We start from the raw sequence: 25,139 nt of genomic DNA, 5'->3' as shown, positions 1-25,139 counted from the left end.
GTGACGCAGACGGCTTTCCTCGAATTGCTGCGCGGGCGCTGGCGCGATCCGGCGCGGCTACTCTGTGTGGGGCTGGATCCGGAACCGGAACGCCTGCCGCGCAGCGTGCGCGCTTTGCCGCTCGCCGAGGGGGTCTGGGTGTTCTGCCGCGAGGTGATCGAGGCGTGCGCGCCTTACGTGTGCGCCTTCAAGCCGCAGATCGCGCATTTCGCCGCCCTGGGTTTGGAGAGCGTGCTCGAGCGGCTCGTCGCCCACGTGAAGCTGCATCATCCCGACATTGCCGTGATCCTGGACGCCAAGCGCGGTGACATCGGCTCCACCGCCCGTCACTATGCGCGCGAAGCCTTCGAGCGTTACGGGGCCGATGCGGTCACGGTGAATCCCTATCTGGGCGGCGACTCGCTCGAACCTTTCTTCGCTTACCCGGGCAAGGGGGTGTTCGTGCTGTGCCGCACGTCCAATCCGGGAAGCGCCGAGCTGCAGGCGCTGGAGCTGGCTGGCGGCGAGCGGCTCTTCGAGCGCGTGGCGCGCCTGGCTGCTGGCCCGTGGAATACGAACGGGCAGGCGGGCTTGGTGGTGGGCGCGACCTGGCCGCAGGAAGTGGCGCGGGTGCGCTCGTTCGCGCCGGGCGTGCCGCTGCTCGTGCCGGGCATTGGTGCGCAGGGCGGCGACCTGGCGGCCACGGTGCGCGCCGGCTGGTGGCGTCCCGAGTTTCCCGGCCTGATCCTCAATTCCTCGCGCGCCATCCTCTACGCGAGTGAGGGCGAGGATTGGCAGCAAGCCTCTGCCGCGGCGGCGCAGTCCCTCGTGGCCGAGGTGCGTGCGTTGCTCGCCGATCTGGGATGAGCGCCGTGGCGTTTGCCGATCTGCGCGAGTTCTGCGCCCGGCTCGAGGCGCTGGGCGAGCTCAAACGGGTGTCCGAACCCGTGGATACGCACCTGGAGCTCACGGCGCTTGCCGAGCGCGTCCTGCGACGCCAGGGACCGGCGCTGCTCGTCGAGCGTCCGCACACCCAAGGCCGGACGCATTCGATCCCGGCGCTTGCCAATCTCTTCGGCACGCCGCGCCGGGTGTTGCTGGGCATGGGGCAGGACGTGGGCGAGGACGGCGACTGGCGCGAGCCGCTGCGCGACGTCGGGCGCCTGCTCGCTTATCTGAAAGAACCGGAGCCGCCGCGGGGCTGGCGCGACGCCTGGGAGAAGATGCCGGTGCTGCGCAAGGTGCTCGACATGGCGCCGAAGGTCGTCTCGCGCGCGCCCTGCCGCGAAGTAGTGTGGGAGGGGGCGGAGCTCGACCTTTCCCGGCTGCCCATCCAGCACTGCTGGCCGCGGGATGCGGGTCCGCTCATCACCTGGGGGCTGGTGGTTACCCGCGGGCCGCACAAGAAGCGCCAGAACCTGGGGATCTACCGCCAGCAAGTGATCGGGTCAGACCGGGTGATCATGCGCTGGCTCGCCCATCGCGGCGGGGCGATCGATTACGCCGAACACGCCCGGCTGCACCCCGACGAACCTTTTCCCGTGGCGGTGGTGATCGGCTGCGATCCGGCCACCATCCTCGCCGCGGTCACGCCGGTGCCCGATACCCTTTCCGAGTACCAGTTCGCCGGCTTGCTGCGCGGCGCCAAAACCGAGCTCACCGAGGCCGTGGGGGGCTTGCAGGTGCCGGCGCGCGCCGAGATCGTGCTCGAAGGGCACATCCATCCCGGCGACACGGCTCTCGAAGGTCCATTCGGGGATCACACGGGCTATTACAACGAGCAGGCGGTCTTCCCCGTGCTCACGCTCGAGCGCATCACGCTGCGGCGCGATGCGATCTACCACACCACTTACACCGGCAAGCCGCCTGACGAGCCGGCGGTGCTGGGCGTGGCCCTGAACGAAGTCTTCGTGCCGCTGCTGCAGCGCCAGTATCCGGAGATCGTCGATTTCTACCTGCCGCCGGAGGGCTGCTCCTACCGCATGGCGCTGGTGTCGATCAAAAAGGCCTATCCAGGGCACGCCAAGCGTGTGATGTTCGGCATCTGGGGCTTCCTGCGCCAGTTCATGTACACCAAGTTCATCGTGGTGGTGGACGAGGACGTCGACATCCGCAACTGGCAGGAAGTGATCTGGGCGCTCACCACGCGCGTGGATGCGGCGCGCGACACGCTGATCGCCGAGCACACGCCCATCGACTATCTCGACTTCGCCTCGCCCGAAGCCGGGCTGGGCAGCAAGATGGGGATCGACGCCACGAACAAGTGGCCCGGCGAGACACAGCGTGAGTGGGGCCGGGCCATCGTCCAGGATCCGGAGGTGGAGGCGCGCGCGGCGGCGCTCGTCGAGCGGCTGCTCGGCTGAAGGCGCCGCGCGACGCCTCTAGCCGCCCGCCGCTTCCTCCACCAGTCCATTGTGCCGCAGCAGTGCGTCGATGCGCGGCTCGCGGCCGCGGAAGGCGCGGAAGGATTCGGCCGCGGGGCGGCTTGCGCCCACGGCGAGGATCTCGCGCCAGAAGCGGCGTCCGGTATCGGGATCGAGTACGGTGCCGGTGCGCGCCTGGGCTTCCTCGAAGGCCTCGTAGGCATCGGCCGAGAGCACTTCGGCCCATTTGTAGCTGTAGTAGCCGGCCGCATAGCCGCCGGCGAAGATGTGCGAGAAGCTCTGGGGAAAGCGATGCCAGGAAGGCGGGCGGATCACCGCCACCTCGTCGCGCACTTCTTCCAGGATGCGCAGTACCTCGGCAAGCGGCACGCGTTCGGGCGCCGGTTCCTGGGCTTTGGCAAGCTCGCGGTGGATGCGCAGGTCGAAGAGCGAGAATTCGATCTGGCGTACCATCTGCATGCCGGCCTGGAAGTTCTTCGCCGCGCGCATCTTCTCGTAGAGCGGGCGCGGCAGTGGCTCGCCCGTGTCGACGTGGGCGGTGATGTGCTGCAGCACTTCCCATTCCCAGGCGAAGTTTTCCATGAACTGGCTGGGCAGCTCCACGGCGTCCCATTCGACGTGGTGAATGCCCGAGATGGGCGCTTCGTCGACCTGGGTGAGCATGTGATGCAGCCCGTGGCCCATTTCGTGGAAGAGGGTGAGCACGTCGTCGTGGGTGAGCGTGGGGGGCTTGCCGCCCACCGGCGGGGCGAAGTTGCACACGAGGTAGGCCACCGGCAGCATGAGGGACTCGCCCTCGCGTCGGCGCGACTTGGCGCTGTCCATCCAGGCGCCGCCGCGTTTGGTGTCGCGCGCGTAGAGATCGACGTAGAAATAGGCGATCGGCGCGCCGTCGCGCTCGACGCGGTAGAAGGTCACGTCCGGATGCCACACGGGGGCGGTGTCGGGCACGAGGCGCACGCCGAAGAGCCGTTCCAAGAGGGCGAAGAGCCCCTCCAGGACGCGCGGCAGCGGCAGGTAGCGCCGCACTTCCTGTTCGGAATAGTCGTAGCGCGCCTGGCGCAATTTTTCCGAGGCATAGGCGATGTCCCACGGTTCGAGCGGATCGAGCCCGAGGGTGTCGCGGGCGAAGGCGCGCAGTTCTTCCAGGTCGCGCAGGGCGAAGGGCTTGGCGCGGGCGGCGAGTTCCCGCAGGAAGGAAGCGACTTCCTCCGGATGGTCGGCCATCTTGGGCACGAGCGAGTAGCTGGCGTAGTCGGGGTAGCCCAGCAGTAGCGCCTCTTCGCCGCGCAGCGCCAGGATGCGTTCGATGAGCGGGCCGTTGTCGCGCTCGGGGGGGCCGAACTCGGAGGCCCGCGTGGCGTGCGCCCGGTACATGCGCTCGCGCAGCGACCGATCGTCGGCGTACTGCATCACCGGCAGGTAGAAGGGCATCTGCAGGGTGAAGCACCAGCCCGGGCGATTCTGCGCCTGCGCCGCCTCGCGCGCCATAGCCCGCACTTCCTCCGGGATGCCGGAAAGTTGCGCCTCGTCCTCGATCCACTCCTGGTAGGCGTTGGTCGCATCGAGCACGTTTTCCGAGAACCTGGCCGCGATCGCCGACAGTTCCTGCTGGATGTCGCGGTGGCGGGGTTTCTTCTCGGGCGGCAGTTCCGCGCCGGCAAGCCGATGGTCGCGCAGGTCGAGCTCGATCACGCGGCGGCGCTCGGGCGAGAGGCGGGCGAATTCGGGGCTTTGCGCGAGCGCCTGCGTCTTGCGGTAGAGCGCCTCGTTCTGCCCCAGTTCCGTCCAGAAACGCGTGACTTCGGGGAGCAGCTTGTTATAGGCCTCGCGCCAGGCGGGAGTGTCCATCACGCTGTGCAGGTGTCCGATCACGCCCCATGCGTCCGAGAGCTGCTCGAGCGCGTGTTCGAGCGGTGCGACGAAGTCTTCCCAAGTGGGCGGGGTGCGCTCATCCATCGCGTGGTCGATCGCGGCGCGGGCCCGCGCGATGAGTTCGGTGATGACCGGCTCGACGTCCTCCGGCCGGAGGCGGTCGAAGGGAGGGAGTTGAAAGGGATGCAGCAGCGGATGCTCTGGTGCGTTCATCGTGTCCTCGAGGTGGATTCTCTTCAGGCGGGATTTTGCCACTGGTTGCGGGCGCGTGTCTCGCGCACGAGACAGGCGCCGAGAAAACCGAGGGCGGCGGCGCCGGCCAGGCAGGCGATCGCCGCGGTGAAATGCTCGGGCGCGTAGATCCGCACGCCGTCGACCACCGTGCCGTTCCAGGCATGGTCGATGAGCGCGCCGGCGAGCGGCTGCAGAAGGGCGCCGCCGAGGAATCCGCCCATGTTGGTGAGCGCCGTACTCATGCCCGAGAGCGCCGGCGGATTGACCTCCTTGGCGCAGGCCCAGGTGAGCGAGAAGGAAGAGGTCGCAAGGCCCATGAGGGCGAAGAGGGGGAAGGTAAGGCGCTCGGGCAGGGGGCCGGCAAAGAGGCACACGCCCCAGCAGGCGAGGTAGACGGCGGCGGCGGGAATCAGCACCGCCTTGCGCCGCGCGAGCCGGTCCGACAAGGACCCGATGGCCAGGCACCCTACGGCGAAGGCGAGAAAGTAGAGAGAGAGGTGGTGCGAAGCCTGCAGTTTCGTCAGCCCGTGCACGCTCATGAGGTAGGGGGTAGCCCACAGGCCGGCGAAGGCGAAAAAGCTGCCGGCGATGCCGAAGTTGGCGAGCACGGCGGGCCAGGTGGCGCGGTTGCGCAGGATGGTCGCCAATCCGCCGAGGATCACGGTACGGTCGAAGCGCTTGAGGGTGCCCGGCTGCTCCGGTTCGATGAGCCGCCAGCACAGCACGGCGATGGCGAGCGACGCCAGCGCCGTAGCCACGAACACGCCGCGCCAGCCGGTGAGTTGCGCAAGCGCCGTGAGCGGCGTGCCGGCGAGCACCGAGCCGAGGTTGCCGACGAACATGCCCAGACCCACCAGAGAGGCGAAACGCCGCTCGTCGTACCACAGGGCGAAGAGCTTGAGCATGGCGATGAAGGTGACCGACACGCCAAGGCCCGTGAGGGTGCGTCCGGCGAGTGCCACTTCCAGCGACGGGGCGAGCGCGAAGAGGAGACTTCCCGCGGCGGCGACGAACCCGCCCGCTACGATGATGCGCCGCGGCCCCACGGTGTCGGCGAGGATGCCAGTGGGCAGCTGCATCAGCGTGTAGACGTAAAAATAGGTGGCGGCGAGCGTGCCGAGCGAGGCGGCGCTGGTGTGGAAGGCCGCAGCGAGCTCGGTGGCGATGCCAGCGGGGGCGAAGCGGTGGAAGAAGGACAAAACGTAGGCGGCGATGACGACGACGAGCGCCGTCGTGCGGCGGCTGTAGGCCATAGGGAGTCTCCTCTTTTTGTTTTCGGAATCGCGGCGAGGGGGGCTGCGCCGGAATTACCCCCTTCAGGAAGCGTTATTCCGGCAGCGATCGCCCAACCAGCCGCCGATACGCCTCGCGATACTTCTCGGCGGTCTTCCGGATGACTTCTTCCGGCAGGCGCGGGCCGGGCGCGGTCTTGTCCCAGGCGAGCGTCTCGAGATAGTCGCGCACGTACTGCTTGTCGAAGGAAGGCGGGTTGGTGCCGGGCTGCCAGGCGTCGGCCGGCCAAAAGCGGGAGGAATCGGGGGTGAGCACTTCGTCGATGAGGTGCAGCACGCCGGCCGCGTCGATGCCGAACTCGAACTTGGTGTCGGCAATCAGGATGCCGCGCTCGGCGGCGTAGTCGCGCGCCCGGATGTAGAGCGCGAGCGCCGCAGCCTTGGCCTGGCGCGCGAGGGCGGCGCCGTCGTGCGGCGCGAGCTTTGCGGCGCACAGCGCCTCGGCCTGCTCGAAGGAAATGTTCTCGTCGTGCTCGCCCGCCTCGGCCTTGGTGGCCGGGGTAAAGATCGGCTCGGGCAGCCGCTCGGCAAGCCGCAGCCCCGCTGGGAGCGTGATGCCACAGACGCTGCCTTTCTGCTGATATTCTTTCCAGCCGGAGCCGATGAGATAGCCGCGCACCACCGCTTCGATGGGAAGCGGCTGCAGACGCTTGACCACCATGGCCCGCCCGGCGACCTGGTCGCGCTCTCCGGGCGCGACGACGGAAGTCGGATCGATACCGGTGCGATGATCCGGCACGATGCCGGCGAGCTGCTCGAGCCAGAATTCGGTGATCGCCGTGAGCACCTTGCCCTTGCCCGGGATGGGATCGGGCAGGACGACGTCGAAGGCGGAGAGCCGGTCGGTGGCGACGACGAGGAGCTTGTCCTCGCCAACCGCATAGAGGTCGCGTACCTTGCCGCGTCCGATGAGTGGCAGACTGGTGATGTGCGTCTCGAAGATCGCCTCGGCCATGGATCCTTCCCCGGCATTCTGAAAAAGGAAATTATCGCACGGGCGCTAGCCTTCGTGCTCCACTACCCGATGGACGCGGCGCACGCCCAGAGCGATCAGGGCGGCGAGCAGGGGGATGGACACGGCGGTGGCCAGTTCCGGCTTTATGTGCAGCCAGGGCTCGAAGCCTTTGGCGAGGTAATGCACGAGCTGCGAGCCGTAGTAGGTGATGGCCATCACCGACAGGCTCTCGACGGCTGCCTGCAGCCGCAGCTGCAGCTTGGCGCGGCGGTTCATCTGCGCGAGCAGCTGCTGGTTCTGCCGCTCGAGTTCGAGATCGACGCGGGTGCGCAGCAGCTGGGAGTTGCGCGTCGAGCGCTGCGAGAGCTCCTCCTGACGCCGCGCCACGGCGGCGCAGGTATTCATGGCCGGGGCGAAGCGCCGCTCCATGAAGCCCTGCAGGGTGGAATAGCCGGCAAGCCGGATCTCGCGCAGCTCGGCGATGCGCTGACGCACCAGGGCGCTGTAGGCTGCCGCGGCGCCAAAGCGGTAGGCGCTGGCGGCGATGGAATGCTCGATCTCGGCGGCCAGGTGCGTGAGCCGGGCAAGAATGTCGCGCTCGTCCTCGAACGAGGCGGCGCGGCTCATGGCGGCTACCAGTTCGGCCAGTTCCGCCTCTGCTCGACCCAAGAAGGCGCCGACCTCCTTGGCCACGGGAAAGGCGAGCAGCGCCAGCATGCGGTAGGTGTCGATCTCGAGCAGCCGCTGCACGGCGCGTCCGGCCTGTTTGGGCGTCATCGCCGCATCGAGCACGATCAACTGGATGAAACCCTCGTGCAACTGAAAGTCGCTCAGCACCCAGGCGTTGCCATCGGAGATCTTCGAGGCGACGAGCGCCGGGCCGAAAGGATCGGCCGCGTCGAGGAATTCGCTCGGCGGCGTGTCGGATATCGGTCGCAGGCGCACGTGCGTGGCGGCGATGACTTCGCCGGGGCTGGCCTCGAGCCACCCCTCGGGAAGGCGTGAGAGGATCGCCGCGGGCAAGTCGTGATCGCCGTCGAGATAGAAGGTATAGGAATGGAATTCGGCGTGGCGCTCGCGCTTGATGCGCAACCCGCCCCACCGTAGGAGCGATTGCGCCGCGGCATCGAGCTCGAGCACGGCGCCAGGAAGATTGCGCAGGCGCATCCAGTGCTCGAGGAGACGCTCGGATGTGGCCTCACGCGGCAGCAGCCAGGAGAGCTGGACCACCGTGGCCGGGGCCACGAGCGGCACGGAAGGCCGGGCGTGGATCTCTTCGTGCAGCGCCTGCCGGATGGGGTGTTCGGCCAGTTTCACAGCCATCCCTTACGCTTGAAATAGAAGTAGGGAGCGAAACCGCTGAATACCATCAGGAGCAGCGCCAGGGGGTAGCCGTATTCGAAATGCAGCTCCGGCATGTGCTCGAAGTTCATGCCGTAGATGCTGGCCACGAGCGTCGGCGGCAGGAAGACCACCGCCGCGATCGAGAAGATTTTGATGATCTGGTTCTGCTCGATGTTGATGAACCCCTGCGCCGAATCCATGAGGAAGTTGATCTTCTCGAAGACGAAGTTGGTGTGCGACATGAGGGTTTCGAGGTCGCGGATCATCTCGCGGCAGGTTTCCTGCAGTTCGGCCTGATCGCGCAGATGGCGCAGCAGGAAGGAGACGGCGCGCTGGGTGTCCATCAGGCACAGGCGGATGCGTCCGTTGCTGTTCTCGATCTTGGCCAGCTTGTCGATGGCGTCCTCGAGCTCGGCGTTCTCGTCCTCGAGCACCATGAAGCTGACGTCCTCGAGCCGCCGGTGCAGGTCTTCGATGGTGTCGGCGAGGTTTTCCACCTTCTGCTCGAAGATGGTCACGAGCAGCTCTTGGGGGGTACGCGCGTGCACCTGGCCGTGGCGAGCACGCATGCGCAGCAGGCGGAAGTCGGCCAGGTCTTCCTCGCGCACCGAGATGAGGCGATCGCGCTGCAGGATGAAAGCGACGGTGACGGTGACGTGGCGGCCCTCTTCCTGGGCAAGGAAAAGGGAGTGGACGTGCAGCCCCTGGTTGTCGATGAAAAAGCGCGCGGAGGACTCGATTTCCTCGACGTCTTCGGATTCGGGGAGTTCGGCGTTCAACAGCCGCTGCAGCAGCTCGCGCTCGTTTTCGTCCGGGTCTTGCGCGTCGATCCACAGCGCCCTCGCCACGGCCTGTGCGTCGGCGGTGAGGGTTTTGGGCAGTTCGCGGATGGCGTCTTTTTCGGTCTGGAACAGTCGCAGCATGGAGCACCTTTGTACGTTTCGCCGACGGGGTTTTCGGATCGCGGCGAAACGACGAAGGCGTCAGCCGCGAGCGCAGCGGGGGTGAGGCGAGCGACGAGGTCGATAGCGGGTCTTGGGCTTCACGGAGCGGATCGATAGGGACACGATAAGAAAATTATACGCTTTTTGCGGCGCAGCAAAAACGGCGGCGCCGTCCTCTTTGCAGGAAAAGGGCGCCGCCGCTTCGTGCGCACGGGCGCTCAGGCTTTCGCCTTGGCGGCCATGAGGCGTTTGTATTTCTCCAGCAGCTGCTCCTTGGTCTCGCGGTGGTCCGGATCGGGGATGATGCAATCCACCGGGCACACCTGCTGGCATTGGGGTTCGTCGTAGTGACCGACGCACTCGGTGCATTTGTCCGGGTCGATGACGTAGATCTCGTCGCCCTGCGAGATCGCCTCGTTGGGGCACTCGGGTTCGCACACGTCGCAGTTGATGCACTCTTCGGTGATTTTCAGGGCCATGGAAAAGCCTCCGCAGGAAGGAAAGGTCAATCGGTTTGCACGGCATTGCGGTGCGCGAGCCGTTCGGCGACCACGGGGTGCACGAAGCCGCGCACGTCGCCGCCCAGCCGGGCGATTTCGCGCACCATGGTCGCCGAAATGAACATGTATTCGTCCGCCGGGGTGAGGAACACCGTTTCGATGTCGGGAAAGAGCTTGCGGTTCATTCCGGCCATCTGGAATTCGTATTCGAAGTCGGAGACGGCGCGCAAGCCTCGCAGCAGGATGCGCGCGCTGCGCTGGCGCATGAAGTCGATCAGGAGGCCATCGAAACCCACTACTTCGACGTTGGGAAAAGGCGAGAGCACTTCGCGGGCGATCTCAACGCGCTCTTCGAGTCCGAACAGGGGGTTTTTGTTGCGGCTGCGCGCCACGGCGACGATGATCTCGTCGAAGATGCGGGAAGCGCGGCGTACGAGGTCTTCGTGCCCCCGGGTGAAGGGGTCGAAGGTGCCGGGATAGACGACGACCGATCGTTCGCTCATGGGCTGCGCTCCAGCAAATGGTAATGCACTTGGCCCGCACGGCCGCGTTTCACGGTGTGCCAAGCCCCGAGTGTCTCGATTTCATGCTCGGCCTCGAGGTAGATGGCTCCTTCGGGGCGCACGAGCCGGTCGAGCCAGGGTTCGAGCCGCTCGGGCCAACGTTCGCGGTAGGGCGGGTCGAGGAAGAGCACGTCGACGGGCTCGGACCAGGCGCGCGCGCATTCTAACGCATCGGCAAGAAGAATGCGCACCGTGTCGCCGCCGAGCAGCCGCCGGTTTTCTTCGAGACGCCGTGCGAGACGCCGGTCGCGCTCCACGAGGGTGACGCGTGCCGCTGCGCGCGAGGCGGCTTCGAAGCCGAGCGCGCCGGTGCCGGCGAAGAGATCGAGGCAGGAAAGCCCGGTGAGATCCTGCCCCAGCCAGTTGAAGAGCGTCTCGCGCACCCGATCCGGCGTCGGGCGCAAACCGGGAAGGTCGGGCACGGTGAGCAGCCGCGAGCGCCAGGCACCGCCGATGAGGCGCAGCCGCGCCATCGCCTCACCGATCCCCGTCGCCGCCGACGCGCACCGTCACCAGACGCGCCGGGTCGATGCGCCGCGCGAAGGCGTCCTGCACCTGCTGCGTGCTGACGGCGCGCACGGCCTCGGGGTAGCGCTCCAGCCAGTCGAGGGGTAGACCGTAATAGCCCATCATGGAAACGTAGCCGATGAGCTTGCGGTTGGAATCGAGCCTCAGGCCGAAGCCTTGAGCGATGTTGTCCTGGGCGCGGCGCAGCTCCTCGGCCGTGGGACCTTGCTCGCGGAAGCGCTCGAGCGTCTCGCGCGCGAGCGCCATGGCTTCCTCGGCCTGCTTGCCGCGGGTCTGCAGCGCGATGACGAAAGGCCCGGCCTGGCGGCGCGGCTCGAGCACGCTCGCCACGCTGTAGGCGTAGCCGCGTTTTTCCCGGATCTCATCGACCAGGCGCGAGCCGAAACCGCCGCCGCCGAGCACGTGGTTGCCTACGAGCAGCGGAAAATAATCGGGATCGTCCCGCGTCATCACCGCCAGGCCCAGGCGCAGGTGGGCCTGCTGCGCCGGATGGGCGATGCGCTCGTCGTGCGCCTGGGTCGGGGCGACCGGCGGCAGCGGCTTGGGCGGCTCGCCTGCGGGCAGTTTCGCCGTGATGCGGTCGGCGAGCTGCTCGGCCTGGGCGCGATCGAGATCGCCGACGATGGCCACGTGCGCCGCCGCGCGGGTGTAGTAGGCGCGATGAAAGGCGATGAGATCCTCGCGCGTGATCCGGTCGAGCGACTCGAGCGTGGGAAGCTTGCCGTAAGGATGGTCGCGATAGACGTTGGCGGTGAAGGTGCGTTCGGAGAGCACCTCGGGCCGGGTGAGGGCGTCCTTGAGCGCCGCCTTGGCGTTCGCGCGTTCGCGTATGAAGATGGCGGGAGAGAAGATGGGCTGGGTGAGCACTTCGGCCACCAGATCCGCGGCCGCGTCGCGCACCTGCGCCTCCGAGAGGTTGCGCCAGGCCACGGTGGCGCGGTCTTCGTCGACCGAACCGGAGAGGCTGACGGCCAGATCGGCGAAGGCGTCGCTCAGGCCCTGCTCGTCGTGCACCCGGGTACTGGTGTCGAGCAGTTGGCGGGTGAGGGAAGCCAGCCCTTCCTTGCCCTCGGGGTCGCGGGCGGAGCCGGCATCGAACGAGACGACTACGTCGATGAGAGGCTGTTCGCGACTGGCGACGAAATCGACGCGCACGCCGTTCGCGGTGGTGAAGCGCTCGATCGTCGGCAACGCCAGGGCGAGCGGCGAGAACGCGGTGGCGATGAAGAAGAGCAGCGCGGCAAAAGCGCGGGTACGGAGGATACGGCGGGTCATCGGTGCCTCCTAGGAAAAAGGTCAGCGCAGCGGCGCGTGCGGATCGACGGCGACGGGGCGCGGCGCGCTGCCGTCGGGCAGCACGTCGACGCGGGTGAGCCCTTCTTCGGCGAACCAGGTCTGGGCCGCGCGCTGCACCTCGGCGGCGGTGACGCGCTTGAGCGCCTCGGTGATGCGCGCGCTCGCGTCCCATGGTAGTCCCACGGCGCGGGAAAAGCCGATCTCCATGGCCTGACCCATGAGGGAGTCGCGCTTATAGACCTGCTGCGCCACTGCCTGGCGGATGACCCGCTGCAGTTCCTGTTCGGAAACCCCTTCCTTGGCGATGCGCTCCACTTCCTCGCGCAGTGCCTTTTCCAGGGCATCGAGCGGCACGCCGGGGCGGGCGCTGGCCGACAGCGTGAAGAGGCCGGGACCGCGGGCGAGGCCGTCATAGTCGGCCGAGACGGCGATGGCCCTGGGTTGCTCCCGCACCAGAGCTTTCGTCAGGCGTGCGCCGTCGTAGCCATCGAGCACGGCGGCGAGCACCATGAGGGCGTAGGGATCGCGGTCGGCCTCGAGATCGCGCAGCGGCGGCACTTTCCAGGCGAGCGTCAGGCTAGGAAGTTCCGTGGGGCCGCGCACGATCGCGTAGCGCCGGCCATGCTGCGGGGTTTCGTCGCGCACGGGTCGCTCGGGCACAGGGCGTGCACCGATCGAGCCGTAGTGGCGCTGGGCCAGCGCCAGAACGTCTTCTGCTTTGACGTCGCCCACGATCACCAACCGGGCGTTGTTCGGCGCGTACCAGGTACGGTACCACTGCCGCACGTCTTCGAGGGTGAGCCGTTCGAGGTCGGTGGGCCAGCCGATCACGGGGTTGTGGTAGGGATGGGACCAGAAGGCGGTGGCCATGAGGGCTTCTTCGCCGAGCGACTCGGGTACGTCGTCGGTACGCAGGCGCCGCTCCTCGCGCACCACCTCGCGCTCCTTGACGAACTCATTCGGGTCGAAGGCGAGGTGCTGCATGCGGTCGGCCTCGAGCTTCATGACTTCTTCCAGCGCCTGCGGCGGGATCTGCTCGAAGTAGGCGGTGTAGTCGCGGCTGGTGAAGGCGTTGTCGCGCCCGCCGAGCTCGGCCACGCGCCGGCTGAATTCCCCCGGCCCCACGGTGGGCGTGCCTTTGAACATCATGTGCTCGAATACGTGCGCCACGCCCGTCTTGCCCGCCGGCTCGTCGATGGAGCCTACGTCGTACCAGAGCATGTGCACCACGGAAGGAGCCCGGTGATCTTCGACCACGATGAGTTCCATGCCATTGTCGAGGCGAAAGAGTTTGGCCTCGGCGCGCGCCGCCGTGGCGACCAGCAAGGCCGTAAGGACGAGGAGGGCGGCGAGAAACGACCGCGACCAGGGGAACGTCCGGCGTAGGGAGGGATCGAATCGCATCTGCTAGAATCCTTTTCACCCGTTGGGTGAGCAAACGCCCAAGGCAACATTGTACCCATACTTTTTCGGCGGTATCCGGTGCTTGGCGCTCCGGGTGTCCGCACCAAGGTGGCAGACAGCCTCATGTTCGGTTTGTTCAAGCGAAAGAAAAAGGAATCCGCGGATTCGGCCGGGACGCAAGGCACCGAAGCGCTGCTTCCCAGCGAAACTTCCCCCGGCAGCGGCGCCGACGCCGCGTCGGCGCAAACCTTGCCGGAAACGTCGCCGGAGGAGGCAATTGCAGCCGAAGCGAAGGCAGCAGATTCGCCCCATGCCCCCGAGTCGGGGACCGAGGCCGCCGTACAGGAATCGGATTCGATCCTGCCTGCGGGCGAGCCCGTCGCCGTGGAGAGGCAATCCCATGGTGCGGCTGCGCCCGAGCAAGAATCGCGCAAGCGCTCCTGGACCGAGCGTCTCAAGGCGGGACTGGCGCGCACGCGGCAAAACCTCGCCGGGCTCTTCGGGCGGCGGCGCATCGACGAGGATCTCCTCGAAGAGATCGAGACCACGCTCCTGCTCGCCGACTGCGGGGTGGAGGCCACGCAATGGCTGATGGATTCCCTGCGCCGGCGCATCAAAAAAGACGGCCTTACCGACGCCGAGCAGCTGCGCGGCGTGATGGCCGAACTGCTCACCGAGCTGCTCCTGCCCTTGCAGCAAGCGCTGGAGGTCGAGTCCCACAAGCCCTTCATCATCATGGTGACGGGGGTCAATGGCGCGGGCAAGACCACCTCCATCGGCAAGCTTGCCAAGTACTTCCAGTCGCAAGGAAAAACCGTGCTGCTCGGGGCGGGAGACACCTTCCGTGCCGCGGCGCGCGAGCAGCTGGTGGTGTGGGGCGAGCGCAACGGCGTGCCGGTGATCGCGCAGGAGCACGGCGACCCGGCGGCGGTGGCCTTCGACGCGGTGCAGGCGGCCAAGGCTCGAGGGGTGGACGTGGCCATCATCGACACGGCCGGGCGGCTCCCCACCCAGCTGCATCTGATGGAGGAGATTGCCAAGGTGCGCCGCGTCATCGCCAAGGCCGAGCCGGGCGCACCGCACGAGGTGCTGCTCGTGCTCGATGCCAACATCGGCCAGAACGCCATCACCCAGGTCGAAACCTTCGACAAGGCCGTCGGCCTTACCGGGCTCGTGCTCACCAAGCTCGACGGCACGGCCAAGGGAGGCGTGATCGCGGCGATCGCCCGGCGTTGCCCCAAGCCGGTGCGTTTCATCGGCGTGGGCGAGGGCATCGACGATCTTCGCCCCTTCTCGGCCCGCGATTTCGTGGAGGCGCTGCTCGGGATCGAACGATGATCCGTTGCGAGAAACTCGCCAAGATCTATCCCGGCCCGGTGGCGGCGCTCGTCGATGTCGACCTCACCATCCCCGCCGGGCAGTTTCTTCTGGTATGCGGCCATTCGGGGGCGGGGAAAACCACGCTCTTTCGTCTCATCGCCGGTCTGGAGACACCCACCAGCGGTACCGTTTCGGTCAATGAGCACGACGTGGCGCGCCTGGGGCGGGGAGGCTTGCCGTATTATCGGCGTCGCTTCGGCCTGGTACTCTCCGACGCTCCCCTCTTGCCGCAGCGCACGGTGGCCGAGAACGTGGCCCTGCCGCTTCTGCTCGCCGGGGTGCCGCGGCGGCAGGCGTTCGAGCGCGTGGCACTAGCGCTGGAGCGCGTGGGGCTCGCCGGCCGGGCACACGAACTGCCGCCCACGCTCTCGGGCGGAGAGCAGCAGCGGGCGGCGATCGCTCGCGCCGTAGTACATCGGCCTTCGGTGGTCATCGCCGACGAACCCACCGCCCAGCTCGATCACGACAGCGCCACGGAAGTGGTGCGCCTGTTGCGCGCCTTTCATGCGGCGGGGGTGACGATGATCATCGCCACACACGACGAGGCGCTTTTTTCCAGCGTGGCGCAGCGGCGCATCGTGCTCGCGCACGGTCGCCTGGTGGAGGATGCGCGGTGAAACGGGGATGGTGGGAAGGGCAGGTGGAGGCGCTGGGGCGCGCCGCGATCCTATTGCGTACGGCGCCGCTGGTGACGGCGGTGGTCACGCTCGTGCTCGCCACGGCGCTCGCGCTGCCGGCGACGATGGCCTGGATCGGGGCCGGCGTCACCCAGTGGTTCGGCGGGCAGGGGACGGAGCCGCAGATCACGGCCTTTTTCCGGCAAAAGCTTGCCCGCGAAGAGGCGCTCGCGGTGGTGCAACGCTGGCGCGAGGACGAAGCGGTGGCGCGCGCCGTGTTCATCCCGCGCGAGGAAGCGCTCGCCCGTCTGCGGCAGACGGATCTGGGCGCGGCGATCGAGACCTTGCCCGACAATCCCCTACCGGACGCCATGACGCTGGTGCCGCGTCGCCATGCCCCGCAGGATGTGGCCGAGCTGCAGCAACGGCTCACCGCCGAGCCTGGCATCGAGGCGGTCCAGGTGGACACGGCCTGGGTAGAGCGGGTGCATGGGCTCGCGCGCGCCGGCACGATGGTGGCAGCGGCGCTCGCGGCCTGGTTCGCCTTGGGAATGCTGGCGCAGACCTATCTGGCGATCCGGCTGCAACTCGTGGCCGCGGCGCAGGAGATCTCCGTGCTGCGCGCCCTGGGTGCCACCGACGGCTACATCGGCCGGCCGTTTCGCTGGCTCGGCTGGCTGCAGGGGCTGTTCGCCGGCTGCGTCGGCGCGGCGCTCTGGGGCGGGCTCATCGCCTGGCTCACGCCGCCGTTCGACGAACTCGCCCGACTCTACGGACTCGGAGGATTCTTTCCGTTTCCCGTCTGGGCGGGAGGGGTGGCACTCGTTGCCGCCGGGGCGGTATTGGGGGCGCTCGGAGCTGAGATCTCGCTGCGTCAGTTTTTCCGGGCATCGGCCTAGCGGGCGCGCTGGCGCCCACATCCTTGAAACAAGGAGAATTCCGTGAGCCGTCTGTTTTCTTCGTTCCGCTTGGGGGCGCTGGAGCTGCCCAACCGCATCGTGATCGCGCCCATGTGCCAGTATTCGGCGCAGGAGGGGCATCCCAGTGATTGGCACCTTCTGCATTGGGGATCAATGGCGCTCTCGGGTGCGGGCATGCTCATCGTCGAGGCGACCGCCGTCACGCCCGAAGGGCGCATCACGCCGGGTTGTCTGGGGCTATGGTCTGACGCGCACGCCGAGTCGCTCGCCCGGTCGTTGGCACCCGTGCGTCGTCAAGGGGTGATACCGCTTGCCATCCAGCTATCCCATGCCGGGCGCAAGGCCTCGAGCCGGGTGCCGTGGGAAGGAGGCGCCCAGATTCCGGTGGAGGAGGGTGGTTGGCTCGCGCTCGCTCCTTCGCCCCTGCCGCACGCGCCGGGCGAGCTGCCGCCGCAGGAGCTCGATGCCGCAGGGCTTTCCCGTATCCGTGAAGCCTTCGTGGCCGCCGCCCGGCGCGCCGTCGACTGCGGCCTGCAGGCGATCGAGCTGCACATGGCGCACGGCTACCTGCTGCACGAATTCCTCTCTCCGCTGTCGAACCAGCGCTCCGATGCGTACGGTGGCTCGCTGGAGCACCGCATGCGCTTTCCGTTGGAAGTGTTCCGGGCGGTGCGCGATGCCGTTCCCGAGCGCATTCCCGTGGGCGTGCGCATCTCGGCCACCGACTGGGTGGAAGGGGGTTGGAATCTGGAGCAGAGCATCGTGCTCGCGCAGGCGATCGAACCCTTGGGCTGCGCTTATATCCACGTCTCGAGCGGCGGTCTCTCGCCGCTGCAGAAAATTCCGGTGGCTCCGGGCTATCAGGTGCCATTCGCCGAAGCGGTACGGCGCGCCGTGAAGCACATGCCCGTGATCGCCGTCGGGCTCATCACCGAGCCGCAGCAGGCCGAGGCCATTCTTGCCGAAGAAAAAGCCGATCTGGTAGCGCTCGCGCGCATGATGGTGTGGGATCCGCGCTGGCCGTGGCACGCCGCCGCCGCGCTCGGCGCCACCGTCGAGGCCCCGCCGCAATACTGGCGCTGCCAGCCGCAACAGCACCGCGGCGTGTTCGGCGACGTGAAGATCGGCCAGCGCTGAGGGGTATCGCCGTGCCACCCGAAGCACCAACCCGGCAGGGGATGAGGGAGGAAGATGCGTGATGGATGAGTCGCTCGACATCACCCCGCTGGAGCGCGCCTTGGCCCGGCTGGAAGAGGGTTGGAGGCGATATCTGCAAGACCCTGAGGACCTGCAGATTCGCGACGGACTGATCCAGCGCTTCGAGTTCACTTACGAGCTCGCGCACAAGATGCTCAAGCGCTTTCTCCGGCTCACCTCTGCCTCACCGCAGCAGTACGACGACATGCCCTTTCAGGATTTGATCCGCGCCGGCAACGAGCAGGGACTTCTGCGGGGAGAATGGCCCGACTGGCGGCGTTACCGCGAGATGCGCGCCAAGACCAGCCATGCCTACGACGAGAACGTCGCGCTCGAAGTGGTTCGAGGCATCCCCGAATTCCTCACGGAAGTGCGTCATCTGCGCGAGCGGCTGCGGGAGCGGCTGTCATGAGCGAGAGCGTCCCGCCGCTCGACATCCGCCCAGAGCATTGGCGGATCGTGCGGGACATCCTGCAGCGCCATCTTCCAGGTATCGAAGTCTGGGCGTTCGGCTCACGCGCCAAGGGAACGGCAAGGAAGTATTCCGACCTGGATCTGGCCGTGATCACCGACCGACCCCTGCCGCTCGATCTCGGCGCCCGGTTGCGCGAGGACTTCTCCGAGTCCGATCTGCCTTACCGCGTGGACGTGATCGACTGGGCGAGCATCGACGAGACCTTTCGCCGCCTCATCGAGCGGGAGAAAGTGGTGGTGCAAAAAGGGGATCGCGGCGCGGAGGAACTGGTGGTGAAGGGCGGAGTCGAACCGCCGACCTACGGGTTATGAATCCGTCGCTCTAACCATCTGAGCTACTTCACCATCGAGTCTGGTAATATACCGGTTTTCCCTTTCGGATGTCAAGGGTCCACAGGCAAATGAAAAAAGTCTACATCCGCACGTTCGGATGCCAGATGAACGAGTACGACACGACCAAGATGTTCGACGTACTCGCGGCGCGCTACGGCGCCGAACCCACCGACGATCCGCTCGAAGCCGACGTCATCCTCTTCAACACCTGCTCGGTGCGTGAAAAGGCACAGGAGAAGGTCTTTCACGACTTGGGGCGGGTCAAAGAGCTCAAGCGCCGCAACCCCGATCTCGTGATCGGCGTGGGCGGCTGCGTGGCGAGCCAGGAGGGCGAGGCCATCGTGCGCCGCGCCCCTTATGTGGACGTCGTCTTCGGGCCGCAGACCCTGCACCGGCTGCCTGAGCTCATCGAAGCGCGTCGGCGCCAGGATCGGCCGCAGGTCGACATCTCCTTCCCCGAGATCGAAAAGTTCGATGCGCTGCCCGAGCCGCGCGTCGAGGGGGCGAGTGCCTTCGTTTCCATCATGGAAGGCTGCTCCAAATACTGCTCGTTTTGCATCGTCCCCTACACGCGGGGCGAAGAGATCTCCCGTCCGCTCGAGGATGTGCTCGTCGAAGTGGCCCAGCTCGCCGAGCAGGGGGTCAAGGAGGTGACCCTGCTGGGGCAGAACGTCAACGCCTGGCGTGGGCGCATCACGCGTCAGGGGGACGAAGTGGGCGACTTCGCCTTTCTGCTGGAGTGTGTGGCCGAGATCCCCGGCATCGAGCGCATTCGTTACACCACCTCGCACCCGCGCGAGATGACTTCGCGCCTGATCGCCGCCTACGAGAAAATTCCCCAGCTCGTCAGCCACCTGCACCTGCCGGTGCAGTCCGGCTCCGACCGGGTGCTCGCGGCGATGAAACGCGGCTATACCGTGCTCGAATACAAGTCCATCGTGCGGCGGCTGCGGGCGGTGCGCCCCGACCTGTCGCTGTCCTCCGACTTCATCGTCGGTTTTCCCGGCGAGACCGAAGCCGACTTCGAAAAGACGCTGCGCCTCGTCGAGGAGCTGCAGTTCGACCATTCCTTCAGTTTCGTCTATAGCGCCCGGCCCGGTACGCCCGCGGCCGAACTGCCCGACCCGGTGCCGCAGCAGACCAAGCTCGCCTGGCTCGCCCGATTGCAGGCGCAACTCGAGGCGCAGGAGCGCGCCTTCAGCGAGGCCATGGTAGGGCGCATCGAGCGGGTGCTCGTCACCGGTCCCTCGAAGAAAGACCCGGCCTGGCTTGCCGGGCGTACCGAGAACAACCGCGTGGTCAATTTCCGCGGCGAGCCCCGGCTGGTGGGGCAGTTCATCGACGTGAAGATCACCGAGGCGCTGCCGCACAGCCTGCGCGGGGAGGTGCTCGTCCGTGCGTCCTGAGATGAAGTACCTGGAGTGGGAAGCCGAGCCGCTCGACAACGCGCGACTCGCGAACCTGTGCGGGGTGCTCGACGAGAACCTACGCCAGATCGAATCGGCCTTCGACGTGACGATCGCACGGCGCAGCGGCCACTTCACCCTGGCCGGCGCGCCGGCTCAGGCGAGGCTCGCGCTCGACGTCCTGCAGCGGCTGTGGGCCCGCGCCGGGCAAGAGCTCTCGCTCGACGACATCCAGCTCGGCGTGATCGAACGCCTGAGCGACGCGAACGAGGCGTCGGCCGAGGAAGGCGCGGTGCCGCAGCTGCGCACGCGCAAGGGGGCGATCGGCGGGCGCACGCCGCGCCAGGTGGCCTATCTGCGCGCGATCCAGTCGCACGACATCACCTTCGGCATCGGCCCGGCCGGCACGGGCAAGACCTATCTCGCGGTGGCGGCGGCCGTCGACGCCTTCGAGCGCGAACAAATCGAGCGCATCGTGCTCACGCGCCCGGCGGTGGAAGCCGGCGAGCGCCTAGGGTTTTTGCCCGGCGATCTGGCGCAGAAAGTCGACCCCTATCTTCGTCCTTTGTACGATGCGCTCTACGACCTCTTCGGTTTCGAGCGCGTGGGCAAGCTCTTCGAGCGCGGCGCGATCGAGATCGCCCCGCTCGCCTTCATGCGCGGACGCACGCTCAATCACTCGTTCATCATTCTAGACGAAGCGCAGAACACCACTCCCGAGCAGATGAAGATGTTCCTGACACGCATCGGCATCGGCTCCAAGGCGGTCATCACGGGCGATCTCACCCAGATCGACCTGCCGCGCGGCGCCAAGAGCGGTCTCGCGCAGGCGCGCGAGGTACTGGCCGAGGTGCGCGGCGTGGCCTTCACCCAGTTCCTCAAGGAAGACGTGGTGCGCCACCCGCTGGTGGCGCGCATCGTCGAAGCCTATGACCGCCTCGAAGGAGGGGAACGGTGAAACGCCTGCGCCTGAGCTATCAGCGGGCCTGCGCCGCCGAAGAATTGCCGCCGCGCGCCGCGGTGCTGCGCTGGACGCGTGCCGCCTTATTGGAGGGCGAGGCGCAGGTGACGGTGCGTTTCGTCGATGCCGAGGAAGGGCGTGAATTGAACCGGCGGTTCCGTGGCAAGGATTACGCCACCAACGTGCTTTCTTTCGTCTATGATCTTCCAGAAGAAGCCGGCTTGATGGGGGATCTGGTGCTGTGCGCGCCCGTGGTGGCGCGCGAGGCCGCGGAGCAGGGCAAGCCGCTGGCGGCGCACTACGCGCACCTGATCGTGCATGGTATGCTGCACCTGCAAGGCTACGACCACGAGGACGAAGCGCAGGCGGCCGAGATGGAGGCGCTCGAGCGCGACGTGCTCGGGCGGCTCGGTTTTCCCGACCCGTATGCTGACGAGGAGCGATGAAAGACGACGACGAACCTTCCCATCGTAGCTGGTGGGATCGGCTGACGGCGTTCTGGTCGCGCGAGCCGGAAACGCGCGAAGAATTGCTGGAAGTGCTGCGCTCGGCCTGCGAGCGAAACCTTTTCGACGCCGAGGCGCTCTCCATCATCGAAGGCGCCCTGGCGATTTCCGAGCTGCGCGTGCGCGACGTGATGGTGCCGCGCAGCCAGATGGACGTGATCCGCATCGACGATCCGATCGAGGAGATCGCCCGCTTCGCGGCGGAAACGAATCATTCGCGCTTTCCGGCGATCGGCGAGAGCAAGGACGACGTTCTCGGCATCTTCCTTGCCAAGGACCTGATCCGCTATTTCGCCGGCTTGCCGTTCGATCTGCGCGATAGCCTGCGTCCGGCCGTGTTCGTGCCGGAATCCAAACGGCTGGATCTGCTGCTGCGCGAATTTCGCCGTCGGCGCAACCACATGGCCATCGTCGCCGACGAATACGGCGGAGTGAGTGGCCTGGTGACGATCGAAGACGTGCTCGAGCAGATCGTCGGCGAGATCGAAGACGAATACGACTTCGACGAGCCGGAAGACGCCATCCGGCTCGAAGCCGACGGCAGCTATCGCGTCAAGGCGACGATGGAGCTCATCGACTTCAACGAGGCGTTTGGAACCGAGTTCTCCGACGAGGAGAGCGACACCGTCGGCGGACTCGTGATCCATCGGCTCGGGCGCCTGCCGCAGCGCGGCGAGCGCCTCGAGATCGACGGCTGGACTTTCGAGGTGCTGCGTGCCGACAGCCGCCGGCTGCACTGGCTGCGCGTGCGCCCGCCAGCACCCTCGGGCGGAGAGGAAAGCGCAGGGTGAGGATGGCCGCCTGGCTGCCGCCTCTGACCCTGCGCGGCCATTCTCTGCCGCCTTGGGCAGGGGGGATCCTGATCGCCGCTGCCGGAGCGAGCGCCCCTTTGGCCTTCGCTCCGACCGAGGCGTTCTGGTGGTTGCCCGTTGCGCTTCTGCCCCTCTTTTTCGCGTTGGTGCATGCCAGTCCGCGACAGGCCATGGTCGCGGCCTTTCTCTGGGTCTGGCCGTATTTTCTCGTGGGGGTAGGGTGGCTGTCGGTGGCGCTCGCACGCTATGGCGGGCTTCCCTGGCCGGCCGCCTGGGCAGCGGTGTCGCTCTTTGCCGCCTACCTTGCCGCGTGGTGGGCCTTGGCGGCGGGACTGGCCGTGCGCTGGGCTCCGTCAGGAAGCGCTTTCCGCCGGGCGTTTTTTACGGCGGCGGTCTTCACGGCCGCCGAATGGGCGCGCGGCTGGGCCTTCTCCGGCTTTCCCTGGCTCACTCCCGGCCTGAGCCAGACACCGCCCAGCCCCTTGGCAGGATTCTATCCGCTCGTCGGAGCGCTGGGGGTGGGTTTCCTGCTCTTCGTCCTTGCCGGGCTCATCGCCTTCGGCCTATCCTGGCGGCGCTGGCTGCCGTTCGTGGCCATCATGGCCGCACTCGGCGGCGCCCTGCGCGGCGTGGAATGGTCCCGGCCTGCAGGGGCGCCGCTTGCGCTGAGCCTGGTGCAGCCGGCGATTCCCCAGGATCAGAAATGGGACGGGGCGCTGCTGGGGCGCCACCTTTGGCGCCAGGCCGAGCTGCTCGCGCAGACGCGCGGCACGCTGGTGGTGCTGCCAGAAACCTCTCTGCCGCTGCTCGACGCCCAGATTCCCGACGAGTGGCGCAGCCTCGTGGCGCAGGTCTTGGGCGAGGATCGTACCGTGCTCTATGGCGCTTTCACGCGCGACGCGGCAGGTGTCATCCACAATTCGGCGCTGGCGCAGGGCAGGGCCGCGCCCTTTTCCTATCACAAACGCCACCTGGTTCCGTTTGGCGAATACTCGCCGCCGCTCTTCGGCTGGTTTTTCCGCGCCCTGTCGATTCCCATGTCGGACCAAGGACCGGGGGCTGCGCGACAAGCCATGCTGCGCGTGGGCGAGAGCGCAGCGGCAGTCAATATCTGCTATGAGAGCGCCTTCGCCGACCTGATCGCCGGTGACGTGCGTGCCGGTGCCACCTGGCTACTCAATCTCTCCAATCTCGCCTGGTACGACCGCAGCGCCGCGCAAGCCCAGCACGCCCAGATCGGTCGGGTGCGGGCGTTGGAGACCGCCCGTCCCTGGGTTCAGGCGACGAATACGGGCGTGAGCGTAGGGTTCGACGCCGATGGTCGAGTGCTCTCGGCTTTGCCCGAATGGCAGGAAGGTACGCTGGACATGACGGTGCAGGGCAGGGAGGGTCTTACCCCCTTCGTACGTCTTGGCGGAGAAGTGCCGCTCGTATCGATCGTGTTGATCGTGGCAGTGCTTGGGTCGCTGCGTTTTCGGACCAAAACGCCCCCAAGCTGATTATCAGGAGTTCCAGACCCGGACCTGCGACCGTCTCGAAAATTAAATTTCAATTTACGGACAAAGGAGACGAAAACCATAAAAAACTCGCACCATCGACTGAACTGCAATAGAAATAGCTAGAATCCACAAAAGTCAGCAAATAACTTCAACAATCAAAATGGAGCTTACAGTTGGTAAATTGAAATTTTTGCTACAATATACTCTTGCCAAGAATCACATGGAGTAGGGCCCTATGAGAAAAACGGCCCCTATTGCGTTGCCCACGCGTAATGGTACTTTTTGGCCTGCGGATGATCTGCGCTCGTGGCAAGAAGCTCCACGTGAAAGTTTCCTCGATTGGTTATCACAACAACGCATCGTCCATGATCGGCAGTTTCGACGCAGCTCAACGAAAACCTATGTGGCGATTTTTTCTTGGTGGCTCGATGCGCTCGAAAGGGAAGGGGTTGGATTGCTCGAGGCTTCTCCCAAGGATGCGGCAAAAATTTTCGCCGCTCATGAGCTCGAAGCCATATCACGCCGAAGGTATCTCCAGCTTCTCGATCGCGTGTATCGTTATCTATCCCGTATTGGTTGGCCAGGAGTACATCCTTTGCGAGAGGAACTCGCAAAAGAGAAAATCTTGGATCCCGACGATCCCGAAAGCCTGGATGAAACGGAGCTCGCCGCCGTCGTCGAACGGCTCGAAGCCTTGCCGGGTTGGCGCGGCAAGAGAGACCGGGCGGCGGCAGGTTTGCTGCTCGGTGCCGGTCTACGTGCAAACGAATTGATCGGGCTTCGCGTGGGAGATGTTTCGCCCCTGTACGAAATCGAGGTGCGGCCAAACAGCGTCCATCGGGCACATCGGACGCTCGTTTTGCCGGAAGGACCTTGGCGGACCTGGATCGACGAGTGGCAGATCGAGCGCAAGGCCTCATCCATTCCAGGAAACGTCTTTTGTCCCGCCACACGTCAAGGTTCCGCTTTTTCCGTATCGGGGCTTTTTCGCCGCGTCAATCTCTGGCTAGGCCCCCTGACGGAAACACACGAGCAGACGGGAGCAAACCTTTTGCGTAACACCTTCGCACGTTTGGCCTTGACGTGCGGCCGCTATAGTCTCGAAGAAGTGCAGGAGTTCCTCGGTCATGAAGAGCAGCGCGCTACCTTGCGCCATGTCGCGGCGCTGGGCAAGAAGGCCCGTCTAGCGGGTACACCGGTACCCGAGGTGCTCTTTCTTGCGCCCTTGAAGTAAAAGCGTGATAATTTGTATTATGTAAAATATCCTCGGGAGACTCAGATGAACCTCAAGTCAGCCGCTGTTTTCGTGATCTGCCTGTTCGGCGGCCCCCTGCTCGCCAACGCAGAAGAAATCGGTTGCGTCACCACCGCATGGAAGCTCATCGGTGCAAACCACAAGGTCTGCGTCGAGGCTTTTCACGACCCCAAGGTGCAAGGGGTGACCTGCCACGTCAGCCAGGCCAAGACAGGAGGCATTTCCGGGGCGTTCGGCGTGGCGCAAGATCCGTCACAGTTTTCCTTGGCCTGCCGGCAGACGGGTCCGATCGTATTGCCGCCGCGCCTGCCCAAAGAAGAGACGGTATTTTCCGAGGACACATCGCTGCTCTTCAAAGAGACGCGCGTGGTTCGTCTGTGGGATGAAAAAAACAATACATTGGTATATCTTGCGATCAGCAGGAAGGTCATCGAAGGCTCGCCTTTCAATAGGGAACCTCGATCAACTCCCGTTTTCCGGG

The 25,139-nt window shown here is 66.3% G+C and carries 25 protein-coding genes and 1 tRNA gene; 15 read left to right on the top strand and 11 right to left on the bottom strand.

Going from position 1 to position 25,139, the window contains the following annotated elements; translation table 11 throughout:
- Together pyrF and ubiD are read left to right on the top strand one after the other, a co-directional pair.
- Positions 1–846 (top strand): orotidine-5'-phosphate decarboxylase, encoded by an 846-nt coding sequence (gene pyrF / locus OA56_RS05970; protein ID WP_055423615.1) that lies wholly within the window; start codon positions 1–3, stop codon positions 844–846.
- Between the two features lie 5 nt (positions 847–851).
- Positions 852–2,342, top strand: a complete 1,491-nt coding sequence (gene ubiD / locus OA56_RS05965) for a 4-hydroxy-3-polyprenylbenzoate decarboxylase (protein ID WP_055423651.1) — start codon at positions 852–854, stop codon at positions 2,340–2,342.
- An 18-nt stretch (positions 2,343–2,360) separates the two neighbouring features.
- On the opposite strand, the gene OA56_RS05960 is transcribed toward ubiD, so the two are convergent.
- The 10 genes from OA56_RS05960 to OA56_RS05915 form a co-directional block, all read right to left on the bottom strand.
- Positions 2,361–4,451 carry a M3 family metallopeptidase gene (locus OA56_RS05960; protein ID WP_461584047.1) on the bottom strand — a complete coding sequence of 697 codons (2,091 nt, stop codon included), beginning with the start codon at positions 4,449–4,451 and terminating at the stop codon, positions 2,361–2,363.
- 23 nt (positions 4,452–4,474) lie between these two features.
- Complete coding sequence (locus OA56_RS05955) at positions 4,475–5,725, bottom strand: MFS transporter (RefSeq protein ID WP_461584045.1); 1,251 nt, start codon at positions 5,723–5,725, stop codon at positions 4,475–4,477.
- Positions 5,726–5,798: 73 nt separating this feature from the next.
- Complete coding sequence (locus OA56_RS05950; RefSeq protein WP_461584043.1) at positions 5,799–6,719, bottom strand: phosphoribosylaminoimidazolesuccinocarboxamide synthase; 921 nt, start codon at positions 6,717–6,719, stop codon at positions 5,799–5,801.
- Between the two features lie 45 nt (positions 6,720–6,764).
- The gene (locus OA56_RS05945) at positions 6,765–8,042 is read right to left on the bottom strand and encodes a DUF3422 family protein (protein ID WP_461584041.1); all 1,278 of its coding nucleotides are present in this window, start codon (positions 8,040–8,042) and stop codon (positions 6,765–6,767) included.
- Positions 8,033–8,986: a magnesium/cobalt transporter CorA gene (gene corA, locus OA56_RS05940; protein WP_055423610.1), complete on the bottom strand. Its 954-nt coding sequence runs from the start codon at positions 8,984–8,986 to the stop codon at positions 8,033–8,035. The genes OA56_RS05945 and corA overlap by 10 nt, the downstream gene beginning before the upstream one ends.
- 239 nt (positions 8,987–9,225) lie before the next feature.
- Positions 9,226–9,486, bottom strand: coding sequence for a YfhL family 4Fe-4S dicluster ferredoxin (locus OA56_RS05935; protein WP_055423609.1), 261 nt, complete (start codon positions 9,484–9,486; stop codon positions 9,226–9,228).
- A 26-nt stretch (positions 9,487–9,512) separates the two neighbouring features.
- Positions 9,513–10,010, bottom strand: a complete 498-nt coding sequence (gene coaD / locus OA56_RS05930) for a pantetheine-phosphate adenylyltransferase (RefSeq protein WP_461584038.1) — start codon at positions 10,008–10,010, stop codon at positions 9,513–9,515.
- Complete coding sequence (gene rsmD / locus OA56_RS05925; RefSeq protein WP_141055960.1) at positions 10,007–10,543, bottom strand: 16S rRNA (guanine(966)-N(2))-methyltransferase RsmD; 537 nt, start codon at positions 10,541–10,543, stop codon at positions 10,007–10,009. Before rsmD ends, coaD begins: the two co-directional genes overlap by 4 nt.
- Positions 10,544–10,547: 4 nt before the next feature.
- Positions 10,548–11,873 carry a M16 family metallopeptidase gene (locus OA56_RS05920; RefSeq protein WP_461584036.1) on the bottom strand — a complete coding sequence of 442 codons (1,326 nt, stop codon included), beginning with the start codon at positions 11,871–11,873 and terminating at the stop codon, positions 10,548–10,550.
- A 21-nt stretch (positions 11,874–11,894) separates the two neighbouring features.
- On the bottom strand, positions 11,895–13,298 hold the full coding sequence (locus tag OA56_RS05915; protein WP_055423605.1) for a M16 family metallopeptidase: 1,404 nt from the start codon (positions 13,296–13,298) through the stop codon (positions 11,895–11,897).
- 123 nt (positions 13,299–13,421) lie between these two features.
- Between OA56_RS05915 and ftsY the strand changes: the two genes are divergently transcribed.
- From ftsY to OA56_RS05885, 6 genes are all read left to right on the top strand, one after another.
- Positions 13,422–14,636, top strand: a complete 1,215-nt coding sequence (gene ftsY / locus OA56_RS05910) for a signal recognition particle-docking protein FtsY (RefSeq protein WP_072247941.1) — start codon at positions 13,422–13,424, stop codon at positions 14,634–14,636.
- The gene (locus OA56_RS05905) at positions 14,633–15,295 is read left to right on the top strand and encodes a cell division ATP-binding protein FtsE (RefSeq protein ID WP_055423604.1); all 663 of its coding nucleotides are present in this window, start codon (positions 14,633–14,635) and stop codon (positions 15,293–15,295) included. The genes ftsY and OA56_RS05905 overlap by 4 nt, the downstream gene beginning before the upstream one ends.
- Positions 15,292–16,194, top strand: coding sequence for a cell division protein FtsX (locus OA56_RS05900; protein ID WP_461584033.1), 903 nt, complete (start codon positions 15,292–15,294; stop codon positions 16,192–16,194). The genes OA56_RS05905 and OA56_RS05900 overlap by 4 nt, the downstream gene beginning before the upstream one ends.
- A 42-nt stretch (positions 16,195–16,236) precedes the next feature.
- A complete protein-coding gene (locus OA56_RS05895; protein WP_055423602.1) occupies positions 16,237–17,352 on the top strand; it encodes an NADH:flavin oxidoreductase/NADH oxidase in 1,116 nt (371 codons plus the stop codon).
- A 61-nt stretch (positions 17,353–17,413) separates the two neighbouring features.
- Positions 17,414–17,824, top strand: a complete 411-nt coding sequence (locus OA56_RS05890; RefSeq protein WP_055423601.1) for a nucleotidyltransferase substrate binding protein — start codon at positions 17,414–17,416, stop codon at positions 17,822–17,824.
- Positions 17,821–18,198 carry a nucleotidyltransferase family protein gene (locus OA56_RS05885; protein WP_055423649.1) on the top strand — a complete coding sequence of 126 codons (378 nt, stop codon included), beginning with the start codon at positions 17,821–17,823 and terminating at the stop codon, positions 18,196–18,198. The genes OA56_RS05890 and OA56_RS05885 overlap by 4 nt, the downstream gene beginning before the upstream one ends.
- Here the strand turns inward: OA56_RS05885 and OA56_RS05880 are convergent.
- Positions 18,155–18,231 (bottom strand) — tRNA-Met (locus tag OA56_RS05880). The two genes, OA56_RS05885 and OA56_RS05880, sit on opposite strands and share 44 nt — an antisense overlap.
- 56 nt (positions 18,232–18,287) lie before the next feature.
- Between OA56_RS05880 and miaB the strand changes: the two genes are divergently transcribed.
- The 7 genes from miaB to OA56_RS05845 all read left to right on the top strand — a co-directional run.
- Positions 18,288–19,625, top strand: a complete 1,338-nt coding sequence (gene miaB, locus OA56_RS05875; protein WP_055423600.1) for a tRNA (N6-isopentenyl adenosine(37)-C2)-methylthiotransferase MiaB — start codon at positions 18,288–18,290, stop codon at positions 19,623–19,625.
- Between the two features lies 1 nt (position 19,626).
- Positions 19,627–20,583, top strand: coding sequence for a PhoH family protein (locus OA56_RS05870; RefSeq protein WP_141056051.1), 957 nt, complete (start codon positions 19,627–19,629; stop codon positions 20,581–20,583).
- On the top strand, positions 20,580–21,032 hold the full coding sequence (ybeY, locus tag OA56_RS05865; protein WP_141055973.1) for an rRNA maturation RNase YbeY: 453 nt from the start codon (positions 20,580–20,582) through the stop codon (positions 21,030–21,032). Before OA56_RS05870 ends, ybeY begins: the two co-directional genes overlap by 4 nt.
- Complete coding sequence (locus OA56_RS05860) at positions 21,029–21,883, top strand: HlyC/CorC family transporter (RefSeq protein WP_055423597.1); 855 nt, start codon at positions 21,029–21,031, stop codon at positions 21,881–21,883. The genes ybeY and OA56_RS05860 overlap by 4 nt, the downstream gene beginning before the upstream one ends.
- Before the next feature lie 2 nt (positions 21,884–21,885).
- The gene (gene lnt, locus OA56_RS05855) at positions 21,886–23,403 is read left to right on the top strand and encodes an apolipoprotein N-acyltransferase (protein ID WP_055423596.1); all 1,518 of its coding nucleotides are present in this window, start codon (positions 21,886–21,888) and stop codon (positions 23,401–23,403) included.
- 235 nt (positions 23,404–23,638) lie between these two features.
- The gene (locus OA56_RS05850; protein WP_082438402.1) at positions 23,639–24,637 is read left to right on the top strand and encodes a tyrosine-type recombinase/integrase; all 999 of its coding nucleotides are present in this window, start codon (positions 23,639–23,641) and stop codon (positions 24,635–24,637) included.
- A 45-nt stretch (positions 24,638–24,682) separates the two neighbouring features.
- Positions 24,683–25,139 (top strand): CreA family protein (locus OA56_RS05845; RefSeq protein WP_461584028.1); only part of this gene is annotated, 457 nt, incomplete at its 3' end.

The sequence above is a fragment of the Tepidiphilus sp. HLB4 genome (assembly GCF_054823945.1).
The sequence above is the reverse complement of the archived record's forward strand: the minus strand, read 5'-3'. Positions and strand labels throughout refer to the sequence as shown.